This window comes from Varibaculum sp. C0165D1 (assembly GCF_056590355.1).
Map to the genome: position 1 here is coordinate 567,672 of NZ_JBWPVY010000001.1, position 18,880 is coordinate 586,551.

The window sequence follows — 18,880 nt, forward strand, 5'->3', positions numbered from 1 at the left end:
TTCCGTAACTCCCATTTTTGCAGCTTCCGCCCCTAACCGGGAGGCTAGTCGCGGTGAGGTTAGCGCCGCAGGCAGCTAGTCGAGGTAGTCGCGAAGCACCTGGCTACGGGAGGGGTGACGCAACTTCGACATAGTTTTAGATTCAATCTGGCGGATACGTTCGCGAGTAACCCCATAAACTTTGCCGATCTCATCCAAGGTTTTCGCCTGGCCGTCACCCAAACCGAAACGCATCGACACTACCCCGGCTTCCCGCTCTGACAGGGTGTCGAGGACGCTGCGCAACTGTTCTTGCAGGAGGGTAAAGCTGACCGCATCGGCGGGTACTACCGCCTCGGAGTCCTCGATCAGATCCCCAAATTCGCTGTCACCGTCCTCCCCCAAAGGCGTGTGCAAAGAAATCGGTTCCCGACCGTACTTTTGCACTTCCACCACTTTTTCAGGCGTCATATCCAGCTCTTTAGCGAGCTCCTCGGGAGTAGGTTCGCGCCCCAGATCCTGCAGCATCTGCCGCTGTACCCGGGCCAGCTTGTTGATTACCTCGACCATGTGAACCGGGATGCGGATAGTGCGGGCCTGATCGGCCATCGCACGGGTAATCGCCTGGCGAATCCACCAGGTGGCGTAGGTAGAGAACTTATAGCCTTTGGTGTAGTCGAATTTTTCGACTGCCCGGATTAGCCCCAAGTTCCCCTCTTGAATCAAATCCAAGAACAGCATTCCCCGTCCGGTGTAGCGCTTCGCTAGCGATACCACTAGCCGCAAGTTAGCTTCTAGCAGGTGATTCTTGGCATGCTGACCATCGATCGCCAAAGAATGCAGATCCCGGCGCATCTTAGAAGTCAGGTTTTCCGATTCAGTTTCTAACTTATGCTGGGCAAAAAGACCGGCCTCAATGCGCCGTGCCAAATCTACCTCTTCTGCCGCGTTTAGCAGCGCAACTTTACCGATCTGTTTCAGGTAGTCCTTTACCGGATCGGCGGTTGCACCTGCGACCGTGACTCGCTGTGCCGGCTCATCGGTTTCATCAGAATCAGAAACGGTGAAGGAATTGCCTTTTTTCTTCCCCTTCGCATTGGCTTTTGCCTGAGCAATCGCCTTATTTAAGCCCTCGATCGCATTGGCGGAAGCAGGTTCCTCTGCTTCCTCTTCTTCCTCATCCTCGTCTTCTTCGGGTTCGCGATCTTCACCGTGCTTTTCATCGTCCTCTTCATCCTCATCGCTATCAGCTAGCTCCGATTCGAGGTCGATTTCTTCTGCGTCGCTGAGATCCTCTTCGCCCGGCTCTACCCCGTCCTCATCAAGCTGGGCATCTTTTGCCGCTAGTTCTTGATCATCACCTGCAAGAGTGCTCTCAGTTTCCTTTTTTGTTGCTTCCTTTGCCTCTTCTGCGCTGGTTTTCTTGACTGCTGGTTTCTTAGCGGCAGCTGTCTTCTTTGCAGCGCTAGTCTTGCTGGAAGCAGTAGTTTTCTTGGCAGCAGTCTTCTTAGCTGCCGGTTTCTTAGCTGTTGATTTAGCCTCGGTTTCTTTAGCCTTCTCCGAAGCCTTAGCAGCGGTCTTAGGCGCAGCCTTGGCCGCCGCAGCAGCCTTGGCAGTGCTGGTCTTCTTGGCAGCAGTCTTTTTCGCGGCAGGAGTCTTCTTAGCCGCTGGTTTGGAGGCTGCGGTCTTGGCGGTAGTTTCGGCCTTTGTCGAAGCCTTGGAGGCAGTCTTAGGAGCCGCTTTAGCGTTGACAGTAGTGGTTTTCTTAGCTGCAGTAGTCTTTTTGGCGGTGGTAGCCTTGGTGGCCGTCGCGGCCTTCTTAGTCGCCGTAGTCTTCTTGGCAGGAACCTTGGCCGCTGTTGTCTTCTTGGCAGCAGTAGTAGTCTTCTTGGCAGCACCGGTCTTGCTGGCCGCCGCAGTTTTCTTAGCCGCCGTGGTCTTCTTGGCAGGAGCCTTGGCCGCTGTTGTCTTCTTGGCGGTAGTTTTTGCCGCCGCAGCGTTCTTGGTGGCAGTTTTTGCCGCCGCAGTCTTCTTGGCAGCAGTAGCAGTCTTCTTGGCGGCACCGGTCTTGCTAGCCGTCGCAGGTTTCTTAGTTGCCGTCTTCGTGGCAGTCTTACTGGCCGCCGTTGTCTTCTTAGTAGCGGCAGCCTTCTTGGCAGGAGTCTTGGCAGCTGCCGTCTTCTTGGTGGCAGTTTTTGCCGCTGCTGTCTTCTTAGTAGCAGCAGTCTTCTTGGCGGTAGTCTTCGCCGCTGCTGTTTTCTTTGCCGCCACCGTCTTGCCAGTGGTCTTCTTGGCAGTGCTTTTAGCGGTCTTCTTATTAGCAGATTTTCCGGCGGTAGTAGCCTTCGAGGAAGTTTTCGCGCTAGATTCAGATTGAGCAGGTTGAGGAGTCACAGCGACCTTTCCTGATTTCTAAACGATTTCATAGAGAATGCTCAATAATTATAATTCAATACCACACCTTCTAGCACAAATCCAGGTCGATTTTCGCGGCTAGAGGAGAGCTTAAGAGGAAAGAGAGTAAGCAAGCGATGCCCACTGCACAGGATTTTCCCACCCAGATTGACGAATTATTGCCGCAGGCTTGGAAAACCGGGGTATCTCTCTGGCGTGACCTGGAGGGATTCGAAGAATTATTCCAAGTGGGATTAGCGGCTCTTTCCGGAGGTAAACGCACCCGAGCTCTCCTCGCCCACACCGGGTGGACAACTATCACCGCGAGCACCTCTACCCCACCAAAATCGGTTTTTGACCTAGGGGTAGCTCTAGAGATTTATCAAGCTAGCGCCCTGGTACATGACGATATTATTGATAACTCCCCGCTGCGACGCGGTAAAGATGCCGCCCATATTCATTTCTCTAAGCAGCATCTGTCTGGGCAGCGCCGCGGTGACAATCAGGAATACGGACGGCTCGCGGGAATCCTCTTAGGAGATCTGCTACTAGCGGTTGCCGACCAGTGCGCTTTCGAGGTATCCGCCAGCGCTAAAGATCCTGAAGCTTTCTTCACTAACTGGACTGAAATGACCCGGGAAGTGGCCGCCGGGCAATATCTGGATTTGCGGCTAGAAACTGATGAGCTTGATCCCGCAGCGGCGCGGGAACGAATTTTGACGGTTATTCGCCACAAATCTGGCCGTTATTCGGTTGCTCACCCCCTCACTTTAGGTGCGCGCCTAGCCGGTGCCAGCACCAGCCAACTGAAAACCTTGTTCGCGATTGGGGAATATTGGGGCATCGCCTTTCAACTTTGCGATGATGAACTCGGAGTTTTTGGCGACCCTAAACAAACAGGTAAACCCGCAGGTGGAGATCTAACTGAGGGAAAGAAAACGGTGCTCTGGTCCCTAGCGGAGCAGTTGCTGAGCGATTCCGCCCGCGAGGGGCTACATTATGTTTTCGGTAATCGGGCAGCCACTGCCGGGCAGATTTCGGCGGTAACCGAAGCCTTAAATGAGCAGGGGGTAAAAGAGCGGCACCGCCAGCTAATCGCAGAATACGCTGCTAAAGGTGACGCCTTAGTAGCAAATGGCGATTTCGATGAGCGGGGACGCGAGGCACTTTTGCAGCTGGGACGCTCTCTAGTTGAGCGAGATTCCTAAGGGCCTTGCCCTAGAGAGCTTGCATCGCGGCCACCGCGTTAACCTTGCTGTGCGTGCCGGCACGCAATAGGTCTAGGGGGCGCTGGTCAGCCAGTAGAGGCTGGGGCGACAACACCCAGTCGGTTGCCTGTTGAGTAGTAAAACCCCCGTCTAGCAAGGTGAGCATAGTTCCTGGCAAACGCTCGATTAAGGTCCATCCCTCGGGGGTGTCCAGCAGCGAGTCGGCTACTACCTGTAGTTTTTCCTGCTCATCCGGTAATGCAAGCAGGCGATGCTCATTTAGGAGGCGGTGGACGCGGGTAACTTTTACCCCGAGGCGCTCGGCGGCTTCCGCGAAACTGATCATATCCATGTTCTTAGCCTATCCGAGAGGGCAAGCCAGCTCCTATCCGCGCCGCTTCGCGGTAATGGAGCCAGCTCCCGCTAGGATTGCCTTATGAGAATCGATCCGGAAGCTAAAGGACGCGCCAGCGACACCCCGCAGGATTCGTCTATTCCCCACGCCAAGGGTAAAAATACCGGGCAGATTCCGGACGGAGAGCAAAGCGTTACCAGTGAAGACCAGATGCTAAAACGCCTGATCGATGGACGCTACCGCATCGTGAAGATCATCGATACCGGGGGGATGGCCAGCGTTTACCGGGCCCACGATGAACGCTTAGGGCGCGATGTAGCCCTAAAAATTATGCATCCTCATTTAGCGAATACCGCTTCCCTAGTGGAACGCTTCGAAGCGGAAGCCCGCTCTGCGGCCCGCCTGATGCATCCGGCAATTGTACAGATTTTTGATCAGGGAACTTGGCGACGCCGCCCCTACCTGGTGATGGAGTTTATCAACGGCTCCAACTTGCGACAGGTTCTTTCCAAAGAAGGCACCTTACCGCTGGGGCGCGCCCTTAAAATCACGGAACAGGTTTTACAAGCTCTGCAGGCTGCCCATGAAATGCAGATTATTCACCGGGATATTAAACCGGAAAACATTCTGCTAACCCCCTCGGGACAGGTAAAAGTGGCGGATTTTGGGCTCGCCCACGCGGTGAATCAAGCTACCGGCACCACTACCGGATCGGTGATGGGGACGGTTACCTATCTGGCTCCGGAACTGATTTCCGAGACTACTTCGGATGCCCGCTGCGATGTTTATTCCGTGGGAATCATGGCATACGAGCTGATCAGCGGGGTACCTCCTTTCCAAGGAGATACCGCGATTCGCACTGCCTGGCAACACGTAAGCGAGGACGTACCTCCCCTGTCCGATTCGGTACCTTGGATTCCGAGCGAGGTTGATGACTTAATTGCGGCGCTGACCGCTCGCAATGCCCAGGATCGGCCTACTGATGCCGGTGCGGCTCTGCAACTGGTACGGGCGGTATCGGATTGCCTTAGTCCCGAGCTTTGTAAGCGTCAAGCTGAACGTCCGGCAAATGCTCCGCAAGAAAAAGAAACTGAACGTACCCCGCTGGGGAAAGGGGGCACCGCCCGGCTACCGGTCTTGCCGGTTGCCTCCCCGCAGGTCCCCTCGGCCCCACGTCGTCCTCACAGCTCCCCTCCTAGCACTGATTATTCCGCTCCAACGGTTACTTCCCACCCCGGAAAATCGGTATCTATGGTCGAAGCTGCAGACGCCATCCCTTCCCCGACACCCACTCCCGGGCACGGAAAGAAGAAACGCTGGATAGCAGCAGTTATCACCCTTATATTCGTGCTGGTGGCGGCAGTGGCAGGCTGGTATTTCACCCTGGGACCAGGAGGGCGAGTAACAGTACCTAACGTCGAGGGTAAAACTGTCGCCCAGGCCAGAACCCTGCTAATAAAAGCTCACTTCAAAGTGGATACCAAGCGAGAGTACTCCGACACTATCGCTGCCGGAAAAGCCACTCGCACCGACCCGAAGGCCGGGGACAAGGCCAAAAAGAATTCACTGGTGAAACTGTATATTTCCCGGGGAATTGAATATGTGAAAGTGCCAGATCTTGCGGGTAAGGAGGGTGCTCAGGCGGGCAGACTCCTCAAAGAAGCCAAATTGAAACTAGCTTCCACCAGCGAGGAATACTCTGACGAGGTAGAAAAAGGGAAAATCATAGCTACCGTTCCGCAAGCCGGAACCACTTTGCGCCATCACAGCGGGGTGAAGGTAACCATTTCGAAAGGTAAAGAGCCGATCACCCTACCTAATTTCACGGGGAAAACTGAAGAAGAGGTTACGAAAACCTTGACTGAACTCAAACTAGAGTTGGAAAAAACTACCGAGTTTTCTGATTCGGTACCTCGGGGGCAGGTCATCGGACAAGAACCGGCACCGGGAACTACCGTTTACCATCACGACCGGGTAAAAGTGCGGATTTCGCAGGGACCAGAAATGATTGAGGTTCCCAACGTGACCGCACTGTCCATGGGAGAAGCAAAAAAGAAGTTAACGGACTTGGGTTTCCAGGTTGAGGTAAAAAAGCAGCTGCTTGGGATCGCTCCCAATCGGGTTTATTCCCAATCCCCGGGCGGGGGTACCAAGCTAAAGAGCGGCTCCACGGTTACTTTGACCTACGTTTAGGTTAGGGCTTTTTGCAGGGCGCAACTGCCCGCCAGCCGCTAAGACTTTTCCGCTTTAAACGGCGAAGCCTCGCCCCTAAACCGTGTATCCCCAGGGCTCTAAAGGTTCGCGCAGGGGGTTGCCCAAAGTGTCGTGGCGTTTCTGCAGCATCTCTGCCACTTGGAACGCCAGCTCCAGGGATTGTTGGTGATTAAGCCGCGGGTCAACCAGGGTTTCGTAGCGATTCTTTAAAGAGTCCTCGGTCAGGTGCTCGCTGCCCCCAATCACTTCGGTGACATCGTCCCCGGTTAGTTCTACGTGGATTCCTCCTGGAATCGTCCCGGCCTCCTGGTGGGCGGTGAAGAAACTAGTTACCTCCTGCAGGATGCATTCAAAGCTGCGGGTTTTATAGCCCGAAGAAGAGGAAATAGTGTTACCGTGCATGGGATCGCACATCCAGGTGACGGGCCTGCCGTCACGTAGCTGCGCCTCCAATAGCGCCGGTAAAGCAGCCTCCAGTTCCTGTGCCCCCATCCGGGAGATAAAGGAAAGACGCCCGGGCTCGGCCTCGGGATTGAGTTTATCTTGCAGGCGCGCAAGATCATCCCCAGTGGCGTTGGGACCAATTTTTACCCCGATCGGATTGGCGACTTTCGATAGTTGCTCCACATGGGCACCATCTGCCTGCCGGGTACGCTCCCCAATCCACAGGAAATGCGCAGAAGTGTCATAGAGTTCGCCAGTGCGAGAATCTACCCTGGTCATTGCCTGCTCGTACTCTAAAAGCAACGATTCGTGGGCGCTATAGAAATCGACGGTACGCAGTTCATCGGAGCTAACCCCGGCAGCGTCCATAAAGGAGATAGCGCGATCTATATCAGCGGCTAAGGCATCAAAACGTTTATAGGCCGGATTAGAAGTAAATCCCCGGTTCCATTCATGCACCCGATGCAAGTCGGCATAACCACCTTGGGTAAAGGCGCGGATCAGGTTCAAAGTAGTTCCCGAGCGAGTGTAGGTATCTAGCAGGCGCGCCGGATCCGGCGTGCGCGCCTCGGGGGTGAACTCGAAGGAGTTAACCGCATCCCCCCGATAGGACGGGAGCGTAACCCCATCGCGAGTTTCGGTATCGCTGGAGCGAGGTTTGGCATACTGCCCAGCCATTCTCCCCATCTTCACGATCGGCAAAGAGGCGCCATAGGTGAGCACAATCGCCATCTGCAAAATGGTCTGGATTTTGAGCCGCACTCGATTAGCGGTTGACTCGGCGAAAGTTTCCGCGCAATCCCCGCCGGTGAGCACGAAAGCTTTACCCTGACTGGCTTGCCCCAGTAGTTCCTTGAGGGCATCCACTTCGCCAGCAAACACCAAAGGAGGACGAGTACGCAGGTCAGCCAGCTTTTCTTGCAGGTTCTCCTGATCTGGATAATTGGGTTGCTGACTGGCCGGGTATGCCCGCCATGAATTCAGCGCTTTAGTTGTTTTCTCGTCCACGAAATCCACCCTAGTAAGTTTTAGATTTTAAGACGAATAAGTCCGGGAGACGGACTTATTCTCTGCCTATTTCTCCTCTGTTCCCGGGCCGCAGTTTCCGGTTATTTCTGCCTTCCAGCTCCCCGCAGGCAGCTTGGCTACCTACCCGTTGCAACTGGCGGTAAAAACTTCTTTGGCTCTCGCTGCTAGCCGCAGCGAGAGCCAAAGAATTCTAGTCAACAGGTTATTTAGCGCCTCCCTACCCCACAGCTAAAAGGGGCTAGGTGCGCCAGCTAAACCTTAGGCAGGCTCTACTTCCTGCCCGATTTCCTTCATCATTTCCTGGAACCAGGGAGTATTGATATCGAAGGCTTTACCGCCCTTGATCCGAGAGAAGGCAATCGAGCTCAAAATGTTGCCATTTTCCTCGTCATGGCCGATTAAACCGGGTTTACCTTCCAGTGCACACTGCACCGCATAGTCGGTCATAGACTTAATCAAACGCAGATCTTCTACCCCAGCTGCGGAAGCACGCGAGAAGTAACCGGATTTTTGCACCATGACTTTTTCGGCTCCGATGCGCTCCGCGAACTGGCGAGCAAACCACTGACCGGGGTTAATCTTGTCTATCTGCACGTGGCCAAAGGGATCCCGCGGAATTGTCTCTCCCGCCTGTTCCATCTGCTCCACGATTTCATTGATTCCCGCGCCCTCGGAAAGGAAAATATTAACGTTGCCGACCTCATCCATAACTTTCCGAAGACGAGTAGCTTCGCCCTCGATATCGATATGAGCTTCGGGAACGAATAGCGCGTGAATCTCGCGGGACTCGCGGGTGAGCCCCATTGAGGGCAACCATTCTTTCTTATCCAAAAGTTTACGGTAGGAACGGGCCGTGGCAGCCGCCAAATATCCGCAGTGACGTCCCATAACTTCGTGAATAATCAATTCCCGCGGATTGGACTGACATTCGGCGATCACATGTTCGGCATAAAGCGCCCCATTATCAGCCGCGGTCCAAGCCCCGAGGGATTGCCGCACCGGAATAATGTCATTGTCAATCGTCTTAGGCAGTCCCACCACAGTCAGTTCATAATCGTGTTCATGCAGGTAATGCGCAAGGTCAGCGGCAGTGGTGTTAGTGTCATCCCCACCGATAGTGTGCAGGACCTCTACCCCGTCCTCTACCAAGCGATTCGCCGCAAATTCCAGAGGATTAACGCCCTCTTTAACCAGACCGCGTTTAACCAAATCTTCGGTGTTAGTGAGCTTTACCCGCGAGTTACCGATCGGGGAACCACCGTATTGATGCAGGAGTCCCGCATTTTTACGCGCCTCTTCATCTACCACGATAAAGTTCTTGGACAGCAACCCGTGATAGCCGTGCTTATAGGCGATGATTTCAACTTCTGGGGCCAGTTCGGTATAACGCTCGATCAATCCACCAACCGCTGATGACAGACAAGGCGCGAAGCCACCCGCAGTTAGTAGTGCTACCCGTTTAATGGTCATATCTCCTCCAAAAGAATTACTCGGCCAGTATCGGCCCCGACATCTATTATTCTAGTCGAAAAAACGCACCTTGCCCTAGGATGCAAAGGCAATGCCGCATTTGAGCATGCGGCAACTACCACTAGCGTGCGGCACCCCGGATCAAAATGAGCACAGGTGCCTGCTAGCCAGTAACTAACTGGCTAGCAGGCGTTCGCATTGCGGGTGGTAAAGCTGCGATTAACTAAACCACAGTCCTTTACTTATCCCCCTGGGGGTCAGATTCAGCTGTATCCTGATCTGGGCTAGCGGTTTCCGCAGGTGGCTCCGGTACCTCGGCATCTGGAGCCTGCCTGCCCCCGGGAGCCTCCACTTTGGGTTCGGCGGCAACGGCTTCCTCGTCATCCTTCTTAGCCGCCAGCGCCTTTTTTACATCCGCCGCATACAGATCCACGTATTCTTGCCCCGACAGGCTCATCAGGGAATACATAATCTCGTCAGTGATCGCCCGCAACACGTAACGGTCATCTTCCATCCCCTGGTAACGAGAAAAGTCCAAAGGCTTACCCACTACCACCCCAATACGGTGCAGACGCGGAATGCGGGTACCAATCGGCTGGGCAATATTGGTACCAATCATGGCCACCGGAATTACCGGGGCGCCCGAACGTAGCGACAGACGTGCCAACCCTGTTTTGCCGCGATAAAGCCGCCCATCTGGGCTGCGGGTGCCCTCCGGGTAGATACCAAACAGTTCGCCCTCTTGTAGACGCGCCAAGCCTTTTTGCAGGGCAACCTGGGATTTCTTTCCCCCAGAACGATCAATGGGAATCGTACCCACCTGGGTCATAAACCATTTAACAAAAGCACCTTTTAGGCCTTTGCCGGTGAAATAGTCGGCTTTGCCTACGAAAACAACTTCCCGATCAATCATTAGCGGCAAGAAGAAGGAATCGATAACCGCCAGATGGTTTGAGGCCAGAATCGCCGGTCCGGTCTCGGGAATGTTCTCGGCTCCCTTGATCCAGGGCCGATACAGGACCTTTAGGATCGGGCCCAAGATTATTTTCAACATCCGATAAAACACGTAAGCTTCCTTCCCGCCCGGGTTAACTGGCCGATCCCTAAAGACCGACTAGACTAACGACTATGAAACTCCCCAAGAAGTGGGGGGCGCATCGCCGCCGCAACCCAAGTCAACGTCGCGTAGATGAAGAATTTTTGGATATTACATCTAGCTTAAATGATAGCGGTATTTTTGCCCCTGGACCGCGAGATTACGAATTAGCCGAGCCGGACGAACAGTTTCAACCCCCAGAACTGCCCGCCAGCATCCGCCCGCGGGGGGCAATGCGCATCTTAGTGATCACCGTAATAGTGCTGATAGCCTGGGTGGCCAGCTATATTGCGGGCATTAGCCTGCCGATCTGGCTCCACGTATTGGGATTTGTGGATTTAGCGCTATTTTGTGCCCTCTTGGTTTATTTGCGTCCTCGTGGACGCAGTGCATTGACCAATAAATGGGACGACGATGATGGAGCGAGGGTGTGAGTGCCCAATTTTTCGGTCCACCCTCACGCGCTTTACGCGCTCATCTAAATACCCTGCTGCCCACCACCGATGAAGTAGGGCCGCAGGGAGAATTTTCCCAATTGGGAACCCCTTTATCGGATTGTTGTTTCCTAGTGGTTGACTTGGAAACTACCGGGATGGGCGCAGGTGCAGAAATCACCGAAATCGCCGCTGCGCGTTACTATAAGCGCCGGCTGTGCGGAACTTTTCGTTCTCTGGTGCAAACCCGCCGCCCGATTCCTCCCAAAATAGTGGCGCTCACCGGAATCACCAACTCGATGGTGCTTACCGCCGATCCCCTCGAAGCAGTATTTTCGCGTTTCCTTTCGTTTTGGAGGGCGGAGCGCCCCGACTCTCCTCCGGTAAACGCCCTGGTAGCCCACAATGCAAGTTTTGACACCGGATTTTTACGCCGCGCCGCCGAACAACTTGATGCTCCCTTGCCTTCTGCCCTTACGGTCGATACTTTGGCGATTGCCCGACTGCTGCTGCCCCGCCCCTTCGTCGCCAATCATCGTCTCGCCACCCTCGCCAGCTATTTCGGTGCAGAAAAACCTACTCACCGCGCCCTCGACGATGTCCTGGCTACTGTCACGGTGCTCCAGGGGTTACTTGATCTGGGACAGGGAGCGGGGCTTACCCACAGTCAAGATTTTCGGGTATTACAAAAGGTTCCCCGGCAAATTCGGGCAAAACGGATACTGGGAGCGGATTTACCGGAGCGCCCGGGGGTCTATATTTTTGAGGACGCGGAAGGAAAACCACTCTACGTGGGGTCGGCCTCCAATTTGAGGACGCGGGTCGCCAGTTACACCACCTTAAGTGAAAAACGCCGGCAAATGCGGGAAATGCTTGCCGCAGCCTGCCGGATTAAGCATCTTTGTTTTCCTCACGTTATCTTGGCGCGCCTAAAAGAATTGGAGTTAATCGCCCGCCTCAACCCTCCTTTCAATCGGGCCAGCACCCGGCCCGATAAATACTGGTTGCTGGAACTCACTAACGAGGATTTCCCCCGCCTAAAACTTTCAAAACGGGTAGAGCGGGAAAATGGCTCCCGTATCCTGGGGCCTTTTACTACCCGTAAAAGCGCCGAGCGAGTCCGCCGAGTACTCTCCCAGCAATGGAATCTGCGCACCTGCACCCAAGGGATTACCCCCGGCTCCGCCGCCACTTCTTGTTACCTAGAGCAGTTGGGCGCCTGTATTGCTCCCTGTCGCCCGCAGAATCAAGAAAAGTATGCTCGGCACCTAACTCAGCTGGCAGCTAATAAACCCGCCGCACAACTGACTGCGGTCGATGCGCTGCTAGCTAAAGTGCAGAACTTGGCGGATAACGAAGAATATGAGCAGGCGGCAAAGATCCGCGAACAGCTATCTTCGCTGCTGCGCGCGGGGGCAGAACAAGAGTTACTAGCCCCCATTTTGGAGGCAGCAGAACTAGTTTTGGCCCTCCCGGCTGCCCGCGGAGGGTGGGTTTATATTGCCCTCGCCTATGGAAAAGTAGTAGGAACCGCATTTACCTGCGCTAACGCCCCTAAAATTGCTATAGAACAAACCGTGGCGGCCCTAGAGACTGTTTTCCCGATTGCGGCCCCGCACTTCCTCGCCCAGGGCGTTCTTTGGGAGCAGCTGCACATTTTAGCGGAGCAAATCTATCATCCAGGAACCCGAATTCTGCGGATAGCGGGCAAGGCGGCACTGGCATGTCCGGCTCGGGGAATGCTTTCTCGCACCCGGCTACGTCAAAAGCTAGCGGATGCCCGAAAACCTTTTTCTTTCCAACACTGAGTATGGCTGACGGGAATCTACACCCCAGATATTTCCTTGAGCAGCGGAAATAAGTATTTTAGCTTAACGCAGCAGTTCGGATACTGCCTCTTGCAGCTTTAGGGGGGTGAGGGGACGCTCCACCGCTTTGGCACCCGCCCAACCGACTAACCAGTCGTCTTGTTGGCGGGCAGTCAGAATCAGGATAGGCGGGAGATCGTCTTCCTCTTCATGCAGGGATTTAGCAACCGAAATACCAGAAATCTTGGTGGCTTCCCCATCGAGAATTAGCAGATCATAGCGCTGATTATGCACCTTATCCCGGGTGATAGTAGCGGTAGCGGTCTCGTCCCAGGTTATTTTGGGCAAATCCGCGGCCGGCTTAATCCCCACGGAGTTAATTACTTGCCGGCGTACCTCTCGGTCATCGCTATACAACAAAATCTGTAGGTTCTTTTCCGCTTCCGCCATTTTCTTCTTCCTTAGATCAACGCTTGAAAGGACTTTTGGCTCTCATTGTATCCGACTATTACGCGCTTGCGGTCTTTAGGCACGAATCCCGCTGTATTTGTTTAAATCTAGTGCTCTGCTGGGAGCCCAATCTGCTTTAAGCTGCCAGCTTATTTACTGAGGCTGCAAGAATGGGACTTAGCGCCTAGACTAGACAGAGAAACCGCTCAGCCGGAGGGAGGCTAGGCGGATCCTAAAACAACAAAGGAGACCCATTTTCATGGAGAAATACACGCTTCCAGAACTGCCCTACGATTACGCCGCTTTAGAGCCGCATATTTCTGGCAAGATCATGGAACTCCACCATGACAAGCACCATAACACCTATGTGAACGGCGCAAATGCTGCTCTAGAGAAACTGGCGGCAGCTCGCGAAGCCGGAGACTTGGCTGCAGTCAACCAGTACTCGAAAGATTTGGCTTTCAACTTGGGCGGACACACCAACCACTCGGTTTTCTGGACAAATATGGGGCCTGACTGTGGTGGGGAGCCCGAGGGCGAACTCGCCGCGGCAATCACCGAAAACTTCGGTTCTTTTGCGGCTTTCAAGAAGCATTTCTCGGCCGCAGCCACCGGTCTACAGGGATCCGGTTGGGCCGTCCTGGCCTGGGATTCCATTTCTTCCCGGCTCATCATTTTCCAGCTCTTCGACCAGCAAGGAAACGTACCTGTCGGGGTAACTCCGCTACTCATGCTGGACATGTGGGAGCACGCTTTCTACCTGGACTACCAGAACGTGAAGGCCGACTACGTCAAGGCCTGGTGGAACGTGGTTAATTGGGAAAACGTTGCTGCTCGTTTCGAGAACGCTGAAAAGAACTTTAAGTCCCTAATCAACCTGGCCTAGTAGCCGCTCCGCGTAGCTAATAAAAGACACGCCAGATCGAGCGTGCGGACGGATTTTACCTCGCGCCCCGAGATCCGGAAAATGCTCTGGCATTTTCACGGATTTAGTGCCCGAGGCCTACCCCTCGGCATAAATCCGTCCGCACGCTCTGCTTGTCTTGTTGCACCGTTTCTAGCAAGCGCGGGGGATAGATTTTATCCGAGCAGGCGCGGTGGGCATAAGAATTTGGAAAACGTCACTACGTTTTCCAAATTCTTGGGCGGGAGGAAAAATCTATCCCCCGCGCTCAAGATCCAAGAACGATTACCCGAGGCGGGTACTGGTTTGCTTGGCGCCGATGTCGTAGATAGCGATCCGCGCCGGATGTGCCTTCGCCCCTTGGCGCGCCCCTTCTGCGGGCTCTATCATCACCATTCGTGAACCGACCGGCACCCCTAAGAACTGCGGGGTACTCTGCACAGTTGAGGGAGTAGACACCATTTTCCCGCTGGGCCAGGAACTGGATACGTCAGACCATTCACCCTGCTCATAGGTGGCAGCGGTCAAATGTACCCCGGGAAAATCATCTGGTTCCAGATTCGGTCCTTTGCCTTGGTACAGCATTATTACCTGTTTTGTTTGCGGAGCAGGAAAGGCCGGATCGATGATTAGCTGCGGCTGGGTGCCAGGAGCTCCGCTAATTTTCAACCCCGGGGGCAGTTTAGAGAAAGATTTAGCTATTTTCTTGCCCTGTTTCAGGGCGGAAACGTCACTCAGATCCATGGCGCTAAGCAGGTCAATCACAAATACCATAGTGGAGTCGGTAGGGATCCTTTTCGCGGCTTCTCCTTGGAAACCTAGCTGCGGGGGTACGGTGACCTGTACTCGCGAACGGAGCTTCTTACCGACTAGAGCCTGTTTCCAGCCGGGAATGACTTCACTCATCGCATACCCTTGCGCAGAATCACCCATTCTGAAGGTGGTCATCACGGTTTTTCCATCCCACAGGTTACCCAAGGTGTCCATGAGTACCTGGTCTTTGGCGGTTACTTTACGTCCGTCGCCCTCGTGAAGTACCCGCACTTGCAAACTGGTGGGGGCTTTGCCCGCACCGGCCTCCATTTTGGGTGCTTGTCCTAACTCGCCAGAAACCGCCGGGAACTTCCCTTTTACTTCTGGTGCGGAGGCATCGGATCCCCCCTGGGAACAGCCCGAAAGGACGCCCAGACACAGGGCATTCAAGAGCACGAGCACTATCACCCGCATTTTCAATGTTTTAACTGCAGGTTGTAAAGCGTTAAAAGTATGCATAACCCAGCCGGTACAGATTTCCTAGAGGGTGCCGATAATATCCATCACGAATGCGACTGCTTGCCCGTTTTGCATGGAACTTAGAGCGAGCCGCGATCCCACAGTTTTACCGGCAAGTTCTTTATCTAATCCCAACTCGGCTAGGCTCTGTTCCCCCTGCAGCGGCATCGGGGTCGCGCTATCCCAGGTGGAAGCAATCTTCCCATCCTGGTCTAGCCAGCTTTGATGCACTATCACCACATCTTTGGCTTTTAGCGGCGCCCCCTTTCCTTGCGCCAGCACCACTACCTTGCGCTCTTTGGCCAGCTGATCTGGGGTTACCTTCAATGTCGGCTTTGCCCCTAGTTTTCCCCCAACTTCCACACCGGGCAAACTATCGCCGGTTGCTTTGGCTTCTGCTAACAGCTGTTCGCCCTGCTTCATCTGCGAAGAGGAAAAACATTTCAAAGTGTCTACCACGAAGACCAAGGTAGACCCGGCGGGAATATCGCCGGTTGCCTGATCCCCATAACCCAATTCGGGAGGAATCACTAGCAGGGTGCGCGATCCTGGCTTGGCATCTTTAAGACCCTTGCCCCAACCGGGAACTACCTGCTTCAAAGAAAACACGGCAGGCTTTCCGCGATCAAAACTGGAATCGAATTTTTTCCCATTCCACAGTTGACCGTGATAGTTAACTTTAACTACCGCACCCGTGCCGCAGGCTTCGCCCTCTCCATCTTTGAGGGTTGTAACTTTCAGCTCTTTCGGCGGGGTTCCCTCCCCAGCACTAACCTTGGGAGCCTTACCGTAATCACCCTCGACGTTTACCCCAGTAGCATTGCTACTGCAAGCGGTGAGGGCGCCGCCAATTAACGCTCCCATAAGAGCGAGGGCGGCAAAAGAAGATGAAAGTCTACGTTTCACGGTTAAATCCTGACTGTTCCTAGTGGAATGACTGACCGCAGGCGCAAGAACCTACCGCGTTCGGGTTATCAATGGTAAAGCCTTGGCGTTCAATAGTGTCAGAGAAATCAATGGAGGCGCCCTCTAAATAGGGGTTAGACATTTTGTCGACTACTACCTCGACTCCGGGAGCGAATTCTACGACCGCATCCCCCTCGAGGAGACGTTCGTCGAAATAAAGCTGATAGATAAGCCCCGAGCATCCGCCCGGCTGCACCGCTATCCGCAGGCGCAGGTCATCGCGACCTTCCTGGTCAAGCAGTGATTTAACCTTTTCAGCCGCCGCATCGGTCAAAGTTACTTTGTGGGTAGCTGTTTTTTCAGCTTGTTCTTCACTCATGTTTCTCCCTATAACAATCGTTATGTTTAAGTAAGCTAGTCCTTAGCCTAGTCCAAGGTGGCTCTAGTGGCTATTGCGCCCAGGTACGCGCTAAGCGAAGTCCGGCCTGTTTCATGCCGACAATATCAGTCGGAAATTGGTAAATAGCATCGATTCCCCGCTCTGCTATTTCTCCCCTACTCAGGTTATTTTCACTGGTAACCACCACTATCGGCAACCCTAAGCGGCTAGCAGCATCACATAAATGTGCTAGCGGAGAGCCGGGAAGGTTCCAGGGAGAAAGCTCCTGAGTATTCGCCACTAGCAAATCTGAACCTTCCAGAATCTGCGACAGTCGGGCGCGGCCTGCTAGGAAATCGGCTGCAAAGTCGAGGCGAGCCCCCAGTCTTCCCAGTAATTCTCCCACCCCCCACGCGCATCCTCCCCCGGGAAGAGTCCCGATTTGGGTACCCGGAACAGATTTGGATCCCGATAAATCAGATACCTCTAGATAGCGGCGATGTCCGTAACCTGCGGCGCTTCTAAACACTTCTTCCCAGTTTTCTTTAGTTTTTTGGGCAATTTCAGGGCGGGTTTTTGCCACTTCGGCCAGCACCCCAGTAGCAGAAAACAACGGTTTTTCACTGCCGGTAACTACCTGCGTATGTGCGAGGGCGCGCCCCAGGTTTTCCCAGATTTGCGGGTCTAGGGTGTCCTGGCCATAGGCGCGCGTGACTCCCCGCATGAAAGAGGCCGGGAAATCCGGTAGTTCCTCCAGGTCTGCGGGAGCTAACGCGTCCGGCGGTAAATACTCACTTTGTAAGGATTGCTTCGGGTAGGACGCTGGCAGATACAGGCCTTTGCCAGCTTTAAGGAGCTCCGGTAAACGCTTACCGGCCTGGAAGGGATCGCTTGTCCCCGCGAAAAGATCCGCTAGCGGGTAGCCAGCTGCCACTTCCGAATAGGCCCAGGAATAGGGAATAACCTGCACCTGGTCTCGGCTCTGGTGCTTTAACCACCCCGATTTGAAGGCTTTTCCCATATCCTGGGCACTAGCGTCGTGAGTGCTGGCAATGGCCAGAGCTATCTGCACTTAAATCTGTCCACCTAGACGGGCCAGGAACAGAGCCTCTGCGGTAATGGCATTTTTCAGATCACCTAAATCCTGGGATTCGTTTTCTGAATGGGCGTTAGTAGCTGGATCTTCCACCCCGGTGATCAAGATATCGGCCTGCGGGAACACTTGTGCCAGATCAGCGGTCATAGGGATCGCTCCCCCACAGCCAATATCTACCGCATCCTTACCCCAGGCGGACGATAGTGCCCATTTCATATCTTCTTCTGCCGCCGATGATTCGGCTTGATAGGAGGGCCCACATTCGAGAACCTCGGTTTCTACTTCGGCTCCAAAGGGTGCATTTTCTTTCAAGAATGTACTCAAAGCCTGCGCGCATTGCGCGCTGTCGGTGCCCGGCGCGGTGCGCAGCGAGAGCCGTAAGCAGGTTTCCGGGACCAGGGCATTGGCGCTCTCAGCTCGAGATCGCTGATCCCAACCAATAACGCAAAGTGCCGGTTGGTTCCAAAGACGCGAGGCTACGTCGCCCTTTCCGGCTAGCTGGAAGCTGTCAACCACCCCGGCATCTGCCTTGAACAACTCTTCCGGATAATGAACATCAGCGCTGGTAGTGCCCCCTAAACCGGGTACTGCCAAGCTACCGTCAGGGTTGAAACATTTCGCCACTAAAAGGCTGGCTACTGTAACAGCATCTAGCACCGGGCCGCCGTAGGCTCCCGAATGCAGGGCACTGTCCATTACTTTTACTTTTACATCCATACTGGCCACCCCGCGTAAAGTAGCGGTCAGTGCCGGTTCACCCACCCGCCAGTTATCAGAGTCACACACAATAATGGCGTCGGCGGCTAAATCTTCCCGATATTTTTCAATAAAGTTTCGGAATGAGGGCGAGCCGATTTCTTCTTCCCCCTCAATAAAACAGGTCACGTTAACCGGACACTTTTCACCCAAAGCCAGGAGCGCCCCGTAGTGAACCATTACCCCCGCTCCATCATCGGAGGTGCCACGACCATAGAGGCGGCCATCCTTTTCAGTAGCAACAAAGGGATCAGTATTCCAGCGTTCGCGCGGCCCAGCTGGTTGCACATCGTGGTGGGCATAGAGCAGAACCGTTTTCGCCTGCGGGTCAACTATCTTGCGGGCAACAACCGCGGGCATTCCCTCTTCCCCAGTGGGGGTAGGGGCGGTTTTCACTGTGGTTTCCATCCCCAGGTTAGAAAATAACTGTGCCAGGTGCCCGGCAGATTTTTCCACCTCCTCACGGGAAGCCGAGGAAACCGAAGGGATTGCTACCAGTTTGGCTAGCTCGCTTTTCACATCCGCAAAAATATGGTTAGAAGCTGCTTTTAGTTCCGAAATATCACTCATGCTTGCCAGATTACCCCGATACGCCCGCTAGAGGGAAAGGCCAGCTGCTGAGCGCAAACCAGAAACATCAAGGGGGGACAGATTTCCTTGCAGTCGGATCTGTTTAACTCCAACCA

General features: G+C 54.3%; 16 protein-coding genes. 5 read left to right on the forward strand and 11 right to left on the reverse strand.

Features of this window, described 5'->3' with window-relative positions:
• Window positions 1-75: 75 nt before the first annotated feature.
• Window positions 76-2,250: an RNA polymerase sigma factor gene (locus AC1EKS_RS02590; RefSeq protein ID WP_481009590.1), complete on the reverse strand. Its 2,175-nt coding sequence runs from the start codon at window positions 2,248-2,250 to the stop codon at window positions 76-78.
• A 260-nt stretch (window positions 2,251-2,510) separates the two neighbouring features.
• Here AC1EKS_RS02590 and AC1EKS_RS02595 point away from each other — a divergent pair, with 260 nt between their 5' ends.
• On the forward strand, window positions 2,511-3,581 hold the full coding sequence (locus tag AC1EKS_RS02595) for a polyprenyl synthetase family protein (RefSeq protein ID WP_481009573.1): 1,071 nt from the start codon (window positions 2,511-2,513) through the stop codon (window positions 3,579-3,581).
• 10 nt (window positions 3,582-3,591) lie between these two features.
• Here the strand turns inward: AC1EKS_RS02595 and AC1EKS_RS02600 are convergent, their stop codons facing one another.
• A complete protein-coding gene (locus AC1EKS_RS02600; RefSeq protein WP_481009572.1) occupies window positions 3,592-3,933 on the reverse strand; it encodes an Rv2175c family DNA-binding protein in 342 nt (113 codons plus the stop codon).
• An 84-nt stretch (window positions 3,934-4,017) separates the two neighbouring features.
• On the opposite strand from AC1EKS_RS02600, the gene pknB reads away from it, so the two are divergent.
• On the forward strand, window positions 4,018-6,129 hold the full coding sequence (gene pknB / locus AC1EKS_RS02605; RefSeq protein WP_481009571.1) for a Stk1 family PASTA domain-containing Ser/Thr kinase: 2,112 nt from the start codon (window positions 4,018-4,020) through the stop codon (window positions 6,127-6,129).
• Window positions 6,130-6,204: 75 nt separating this feature from the next.
• Here the strand turns inward: pknB and AC1EKS_RS02610 are convergent, their stop codons facing one another.
• The 3 genes from AC1EKS_RS02610 to AC1EKS_RS02620 form a co-directional block, all read right to left on the reverse strand.
• Window positions 6,205-7,602 carry a class II 3-deoxy-7-phosphoheptulonate synthase gene (locus AC1EKS_RS02610; RefSeq protein ID WP_481009570.1) on the reverse strand — a complete coding sequence of 466 codons (1,398 nt, stop codon included), beginning with the start codon at window positions 7,600-7,602 and terminating at the stop codon, window positions 6,205-6,207.
• Between the two features lie 279 nt (window positions 7,603-7,881).
• Window positions 7,882-9,093 (reverse strand): pyrophosphate--fructose-6-phosphate 1-phosphotransferase, encoded by a 1,212-nt coding sequence (locus tag AC1EKS_RS02615; RefSeq protein WP_481009569.1) that lies wholly within the window; start codon window positions 9,091-9,093, stop codon window positions 7,882-7,884.
• A 238-nt stretch (window positions 9,094-9,331) separates the two neighbouring features.
• A complete protein-coding gene (locus AC1EKS_RS02620; RefSeq protein ID WP_481010185.1) occupies window positions 9,332-10,159 on the reverse strand; it encodes a lysophospholipid acyltransferase family protein in 828 nt (275 codons plus the stop codon).
• 62 nt (window positions 10,160-10,221) lie between these two features.
• Here AC1EKS_RS02620 and AC1EKS_RS02625 point away from each other — a divergent pair, with 62 nt between their 5' ends.
• A complete protein-coding gene (locus tag AC1EKS_RS02625; protein ID WP_481009568.1) occupies window positions 10,222-10,623 on the forward strand; it encodes a hypothetical protein in 402 nt (133 codons plus the stop codon).
• Complete coding sequence (locus tag AC1EKS_RS02630; RefSeq protein ID WP_481009567.1) at window positions 10,620-12,431, forward strand: DEDD exonuclease domain-containing protein; 1,812 nt, start codon at window positions 10,620-10,622, stop codon at window positions 12,429-12,431. The genes AC1EKS_RS02625 and AC1EKS_RS02630 overlap by 4 nt, the downstream gene beginning before the upstream one ends.
• A 63-nt stretch (window positions 12,432-12,494) precedes the next feature.
• Here AC1EKS_RS02630 and AC1EKS_RS02635 read toward each other — a convergent pair whose 3' ends face one another.
• Window positions 12,495-12,881 (reverse strand): response regulator, encoded by a 387-nt coding sequence (locus tag AC1EKS_RS02635; RefSeq protein ID WP_481009566.1) that lies wholly within the window; start codon window positions 12,879-12,881, stop codon window positions 12,495-12,497.
• Window positions 12,882-13,140: 259 nt separating this feature from the next.
• Here AC1EKS_RS02635 and AC1EKS_RS02640 point away from each other — a divergent pair, with 259 nt between their 5' ends.
• Window positions 13,141-13,767 carry a superoxide dismutase gene (locus tag AC1EKS_RS02640; protein ID WP_481009565.1) on the forward strand — a complete coding sequence of 209 codons (627 nt, stop codon included), beginning with the start codon at window positions 13,141-13,143 and terminating at the stop codon, window positions 13,765-13,767.
• 303 nt (window positions 13,768-14,070) lie between these two features.
• Here the strand turns inward: AC1EKS_RS02640 and AC1EKS_RS02645 are convergent, their stop codons facing one another.
• The 5 genes from AC1EKS_RS02645 to AC1EKS_RS02665 all read right to left on the reverse strand — a co-directional run bounded on the left by AC1EKS_RS02645 (window position 14,071) and on the right by AC1EKS_RS02665 (window position 18,764).
• Window positions 14,071-15,012, reverse strand: coding sequence for an FKBP-type peptidyl-prolyl cis-trans isomerase (locus tag AC1EKS_RS02645; protein WP_481009564.1), 942 nt, complete (start codon window positions 15,010-15,012; stop codon window positions 14,071-14,073).
• Between the two features lie 66 nt (window positions 15,013-15,078).
• Window positions 15,079-15,963 carry an FKBP-type peptidyl-prolyl cis-trans isomerase gene (locus AC1EKS_RS02650; RefSeq protein ID WP_481009563.1) on the reverse strand — a complete coding sequence of 295 codons (885 nt, stop codon included), beginning with the start codon at window positions 15,961-15,963 and terminating at the stop codon, window positions 15,079-15,081.
• A 19-nt stretch (window positions 15,964-15,982) separates the two neighbouring features.
• Window positions 15,983-16,342, reverse strand: coding sequence for an iron-sulfur cluster insertion protein ErpA (gene erpA, locus AC1EKS_RS02655; protein WP_481009562.1), 360 nt, complete (start codon window positions 16,340-16,342; stop codon window positions 15,983-15,985).
• Window positions 16,343-16,412: 70 nt separating this feature from the next.
• Window positions 16,413-17,414 (reverse strand): hypothetical protein, encoded by a 1,002-nt coding sequence (locus AC1EKS_RS02660; protein WP_481009561.1) that lies wholly within the window; start codon window positions 17,412-17,414, stop codon window positions 16,413-16,415.
• The gene (locus tag AC1EKS_RS02665; protein WP_481009560.1) at window positions 17,415-18,764 is read right to left on the reverse strand and encodes a M20/M25/M40 family metallo-hydrolase; all 1,350 of its coding nucleotides are present in this window, start codon (window positions 18,762-18,764) and stop codon (window positions 17,415-17,417) included.
• Between the last annotated feature and the right edge of the window lie 116 nt (window positions 18,765-18,880).

Excerpts from the sequence above, each read along its gene's own strand:
- AC1EKS_RS02615 (WP_481009569.1), bottom strand. The coding sequence starts at position 9,093 with ATGACCATTAAACGGGTAGCACTACTAACTGCGGGTGGCTTCGCGCCT.
- AC1EKS_RS02635 (WP_481009566.1), bottom strand. The coding sequence starts at position 12,881 with ATGGCGGAAGCGGAAAAGAACCTACAGATTTTGTTGTATAGCGATGAC.
- AC1EKS_RS02640 (WP_481009565.1), top strand. The coding sequence starts at position 13,141 with ATGGAGAAATACACGCTTCCAGAACTGCCCTACGATTACGCCGCTTTA.
- erpA (WP_481009562.1), bottom strand. The coding sequence starts at position 16,342 with ATGAGTGAAGAACAAGCTGAAAAAACAGCTACCCACAAAGTAACTTTG.
- pknB (WP_481009571.1), top strand. The coding sequence starts at position 4,018 with ATGAGAATCGATCCGGAAGCTAAAGGACGCGCCAGCGACACCCCGCAG.
- AC1EKS_RS02595 (WP_481009573.1), top strand. The coding sequence starts at position 2,511 with ATGCCCACTGCACAGGATTTTCCCACCCAGATTGACGAATTATTGCCG.
- AC1EKS_RS02645 (WP_481009564.1), bottom strand. The coding sequence starts at position 15,012 with ATGCGGGTGATAGTGCTCGTGCTCTTGAATGCCCTGTGTCTGGGCGTC.
- AC1EKS_RS02665 (WP_481009560.1), bottom strand. The coding sequence starts at position 18,764 with ATGAGTGATATTTCGGAACTAAAAGCAGCTTCTAACCATATTTTTGCG.
- AC1EKS_RS02625 (WP_481009568.1), top strand. The coding sequence starts at position 10,222 with ATGAAACTCCCCAAGAAGTGGGGGGCGCATCGCCGCCGCAACCCAAGT.
- AC1EKS_RS02600 (WP_481009572.1), bottom strand. The coding sequence starts at position 3,933 with ATGGATATGATCAGTTTCGCGGAAGCCGCCGAGCGCCTCGGGGTAAAA.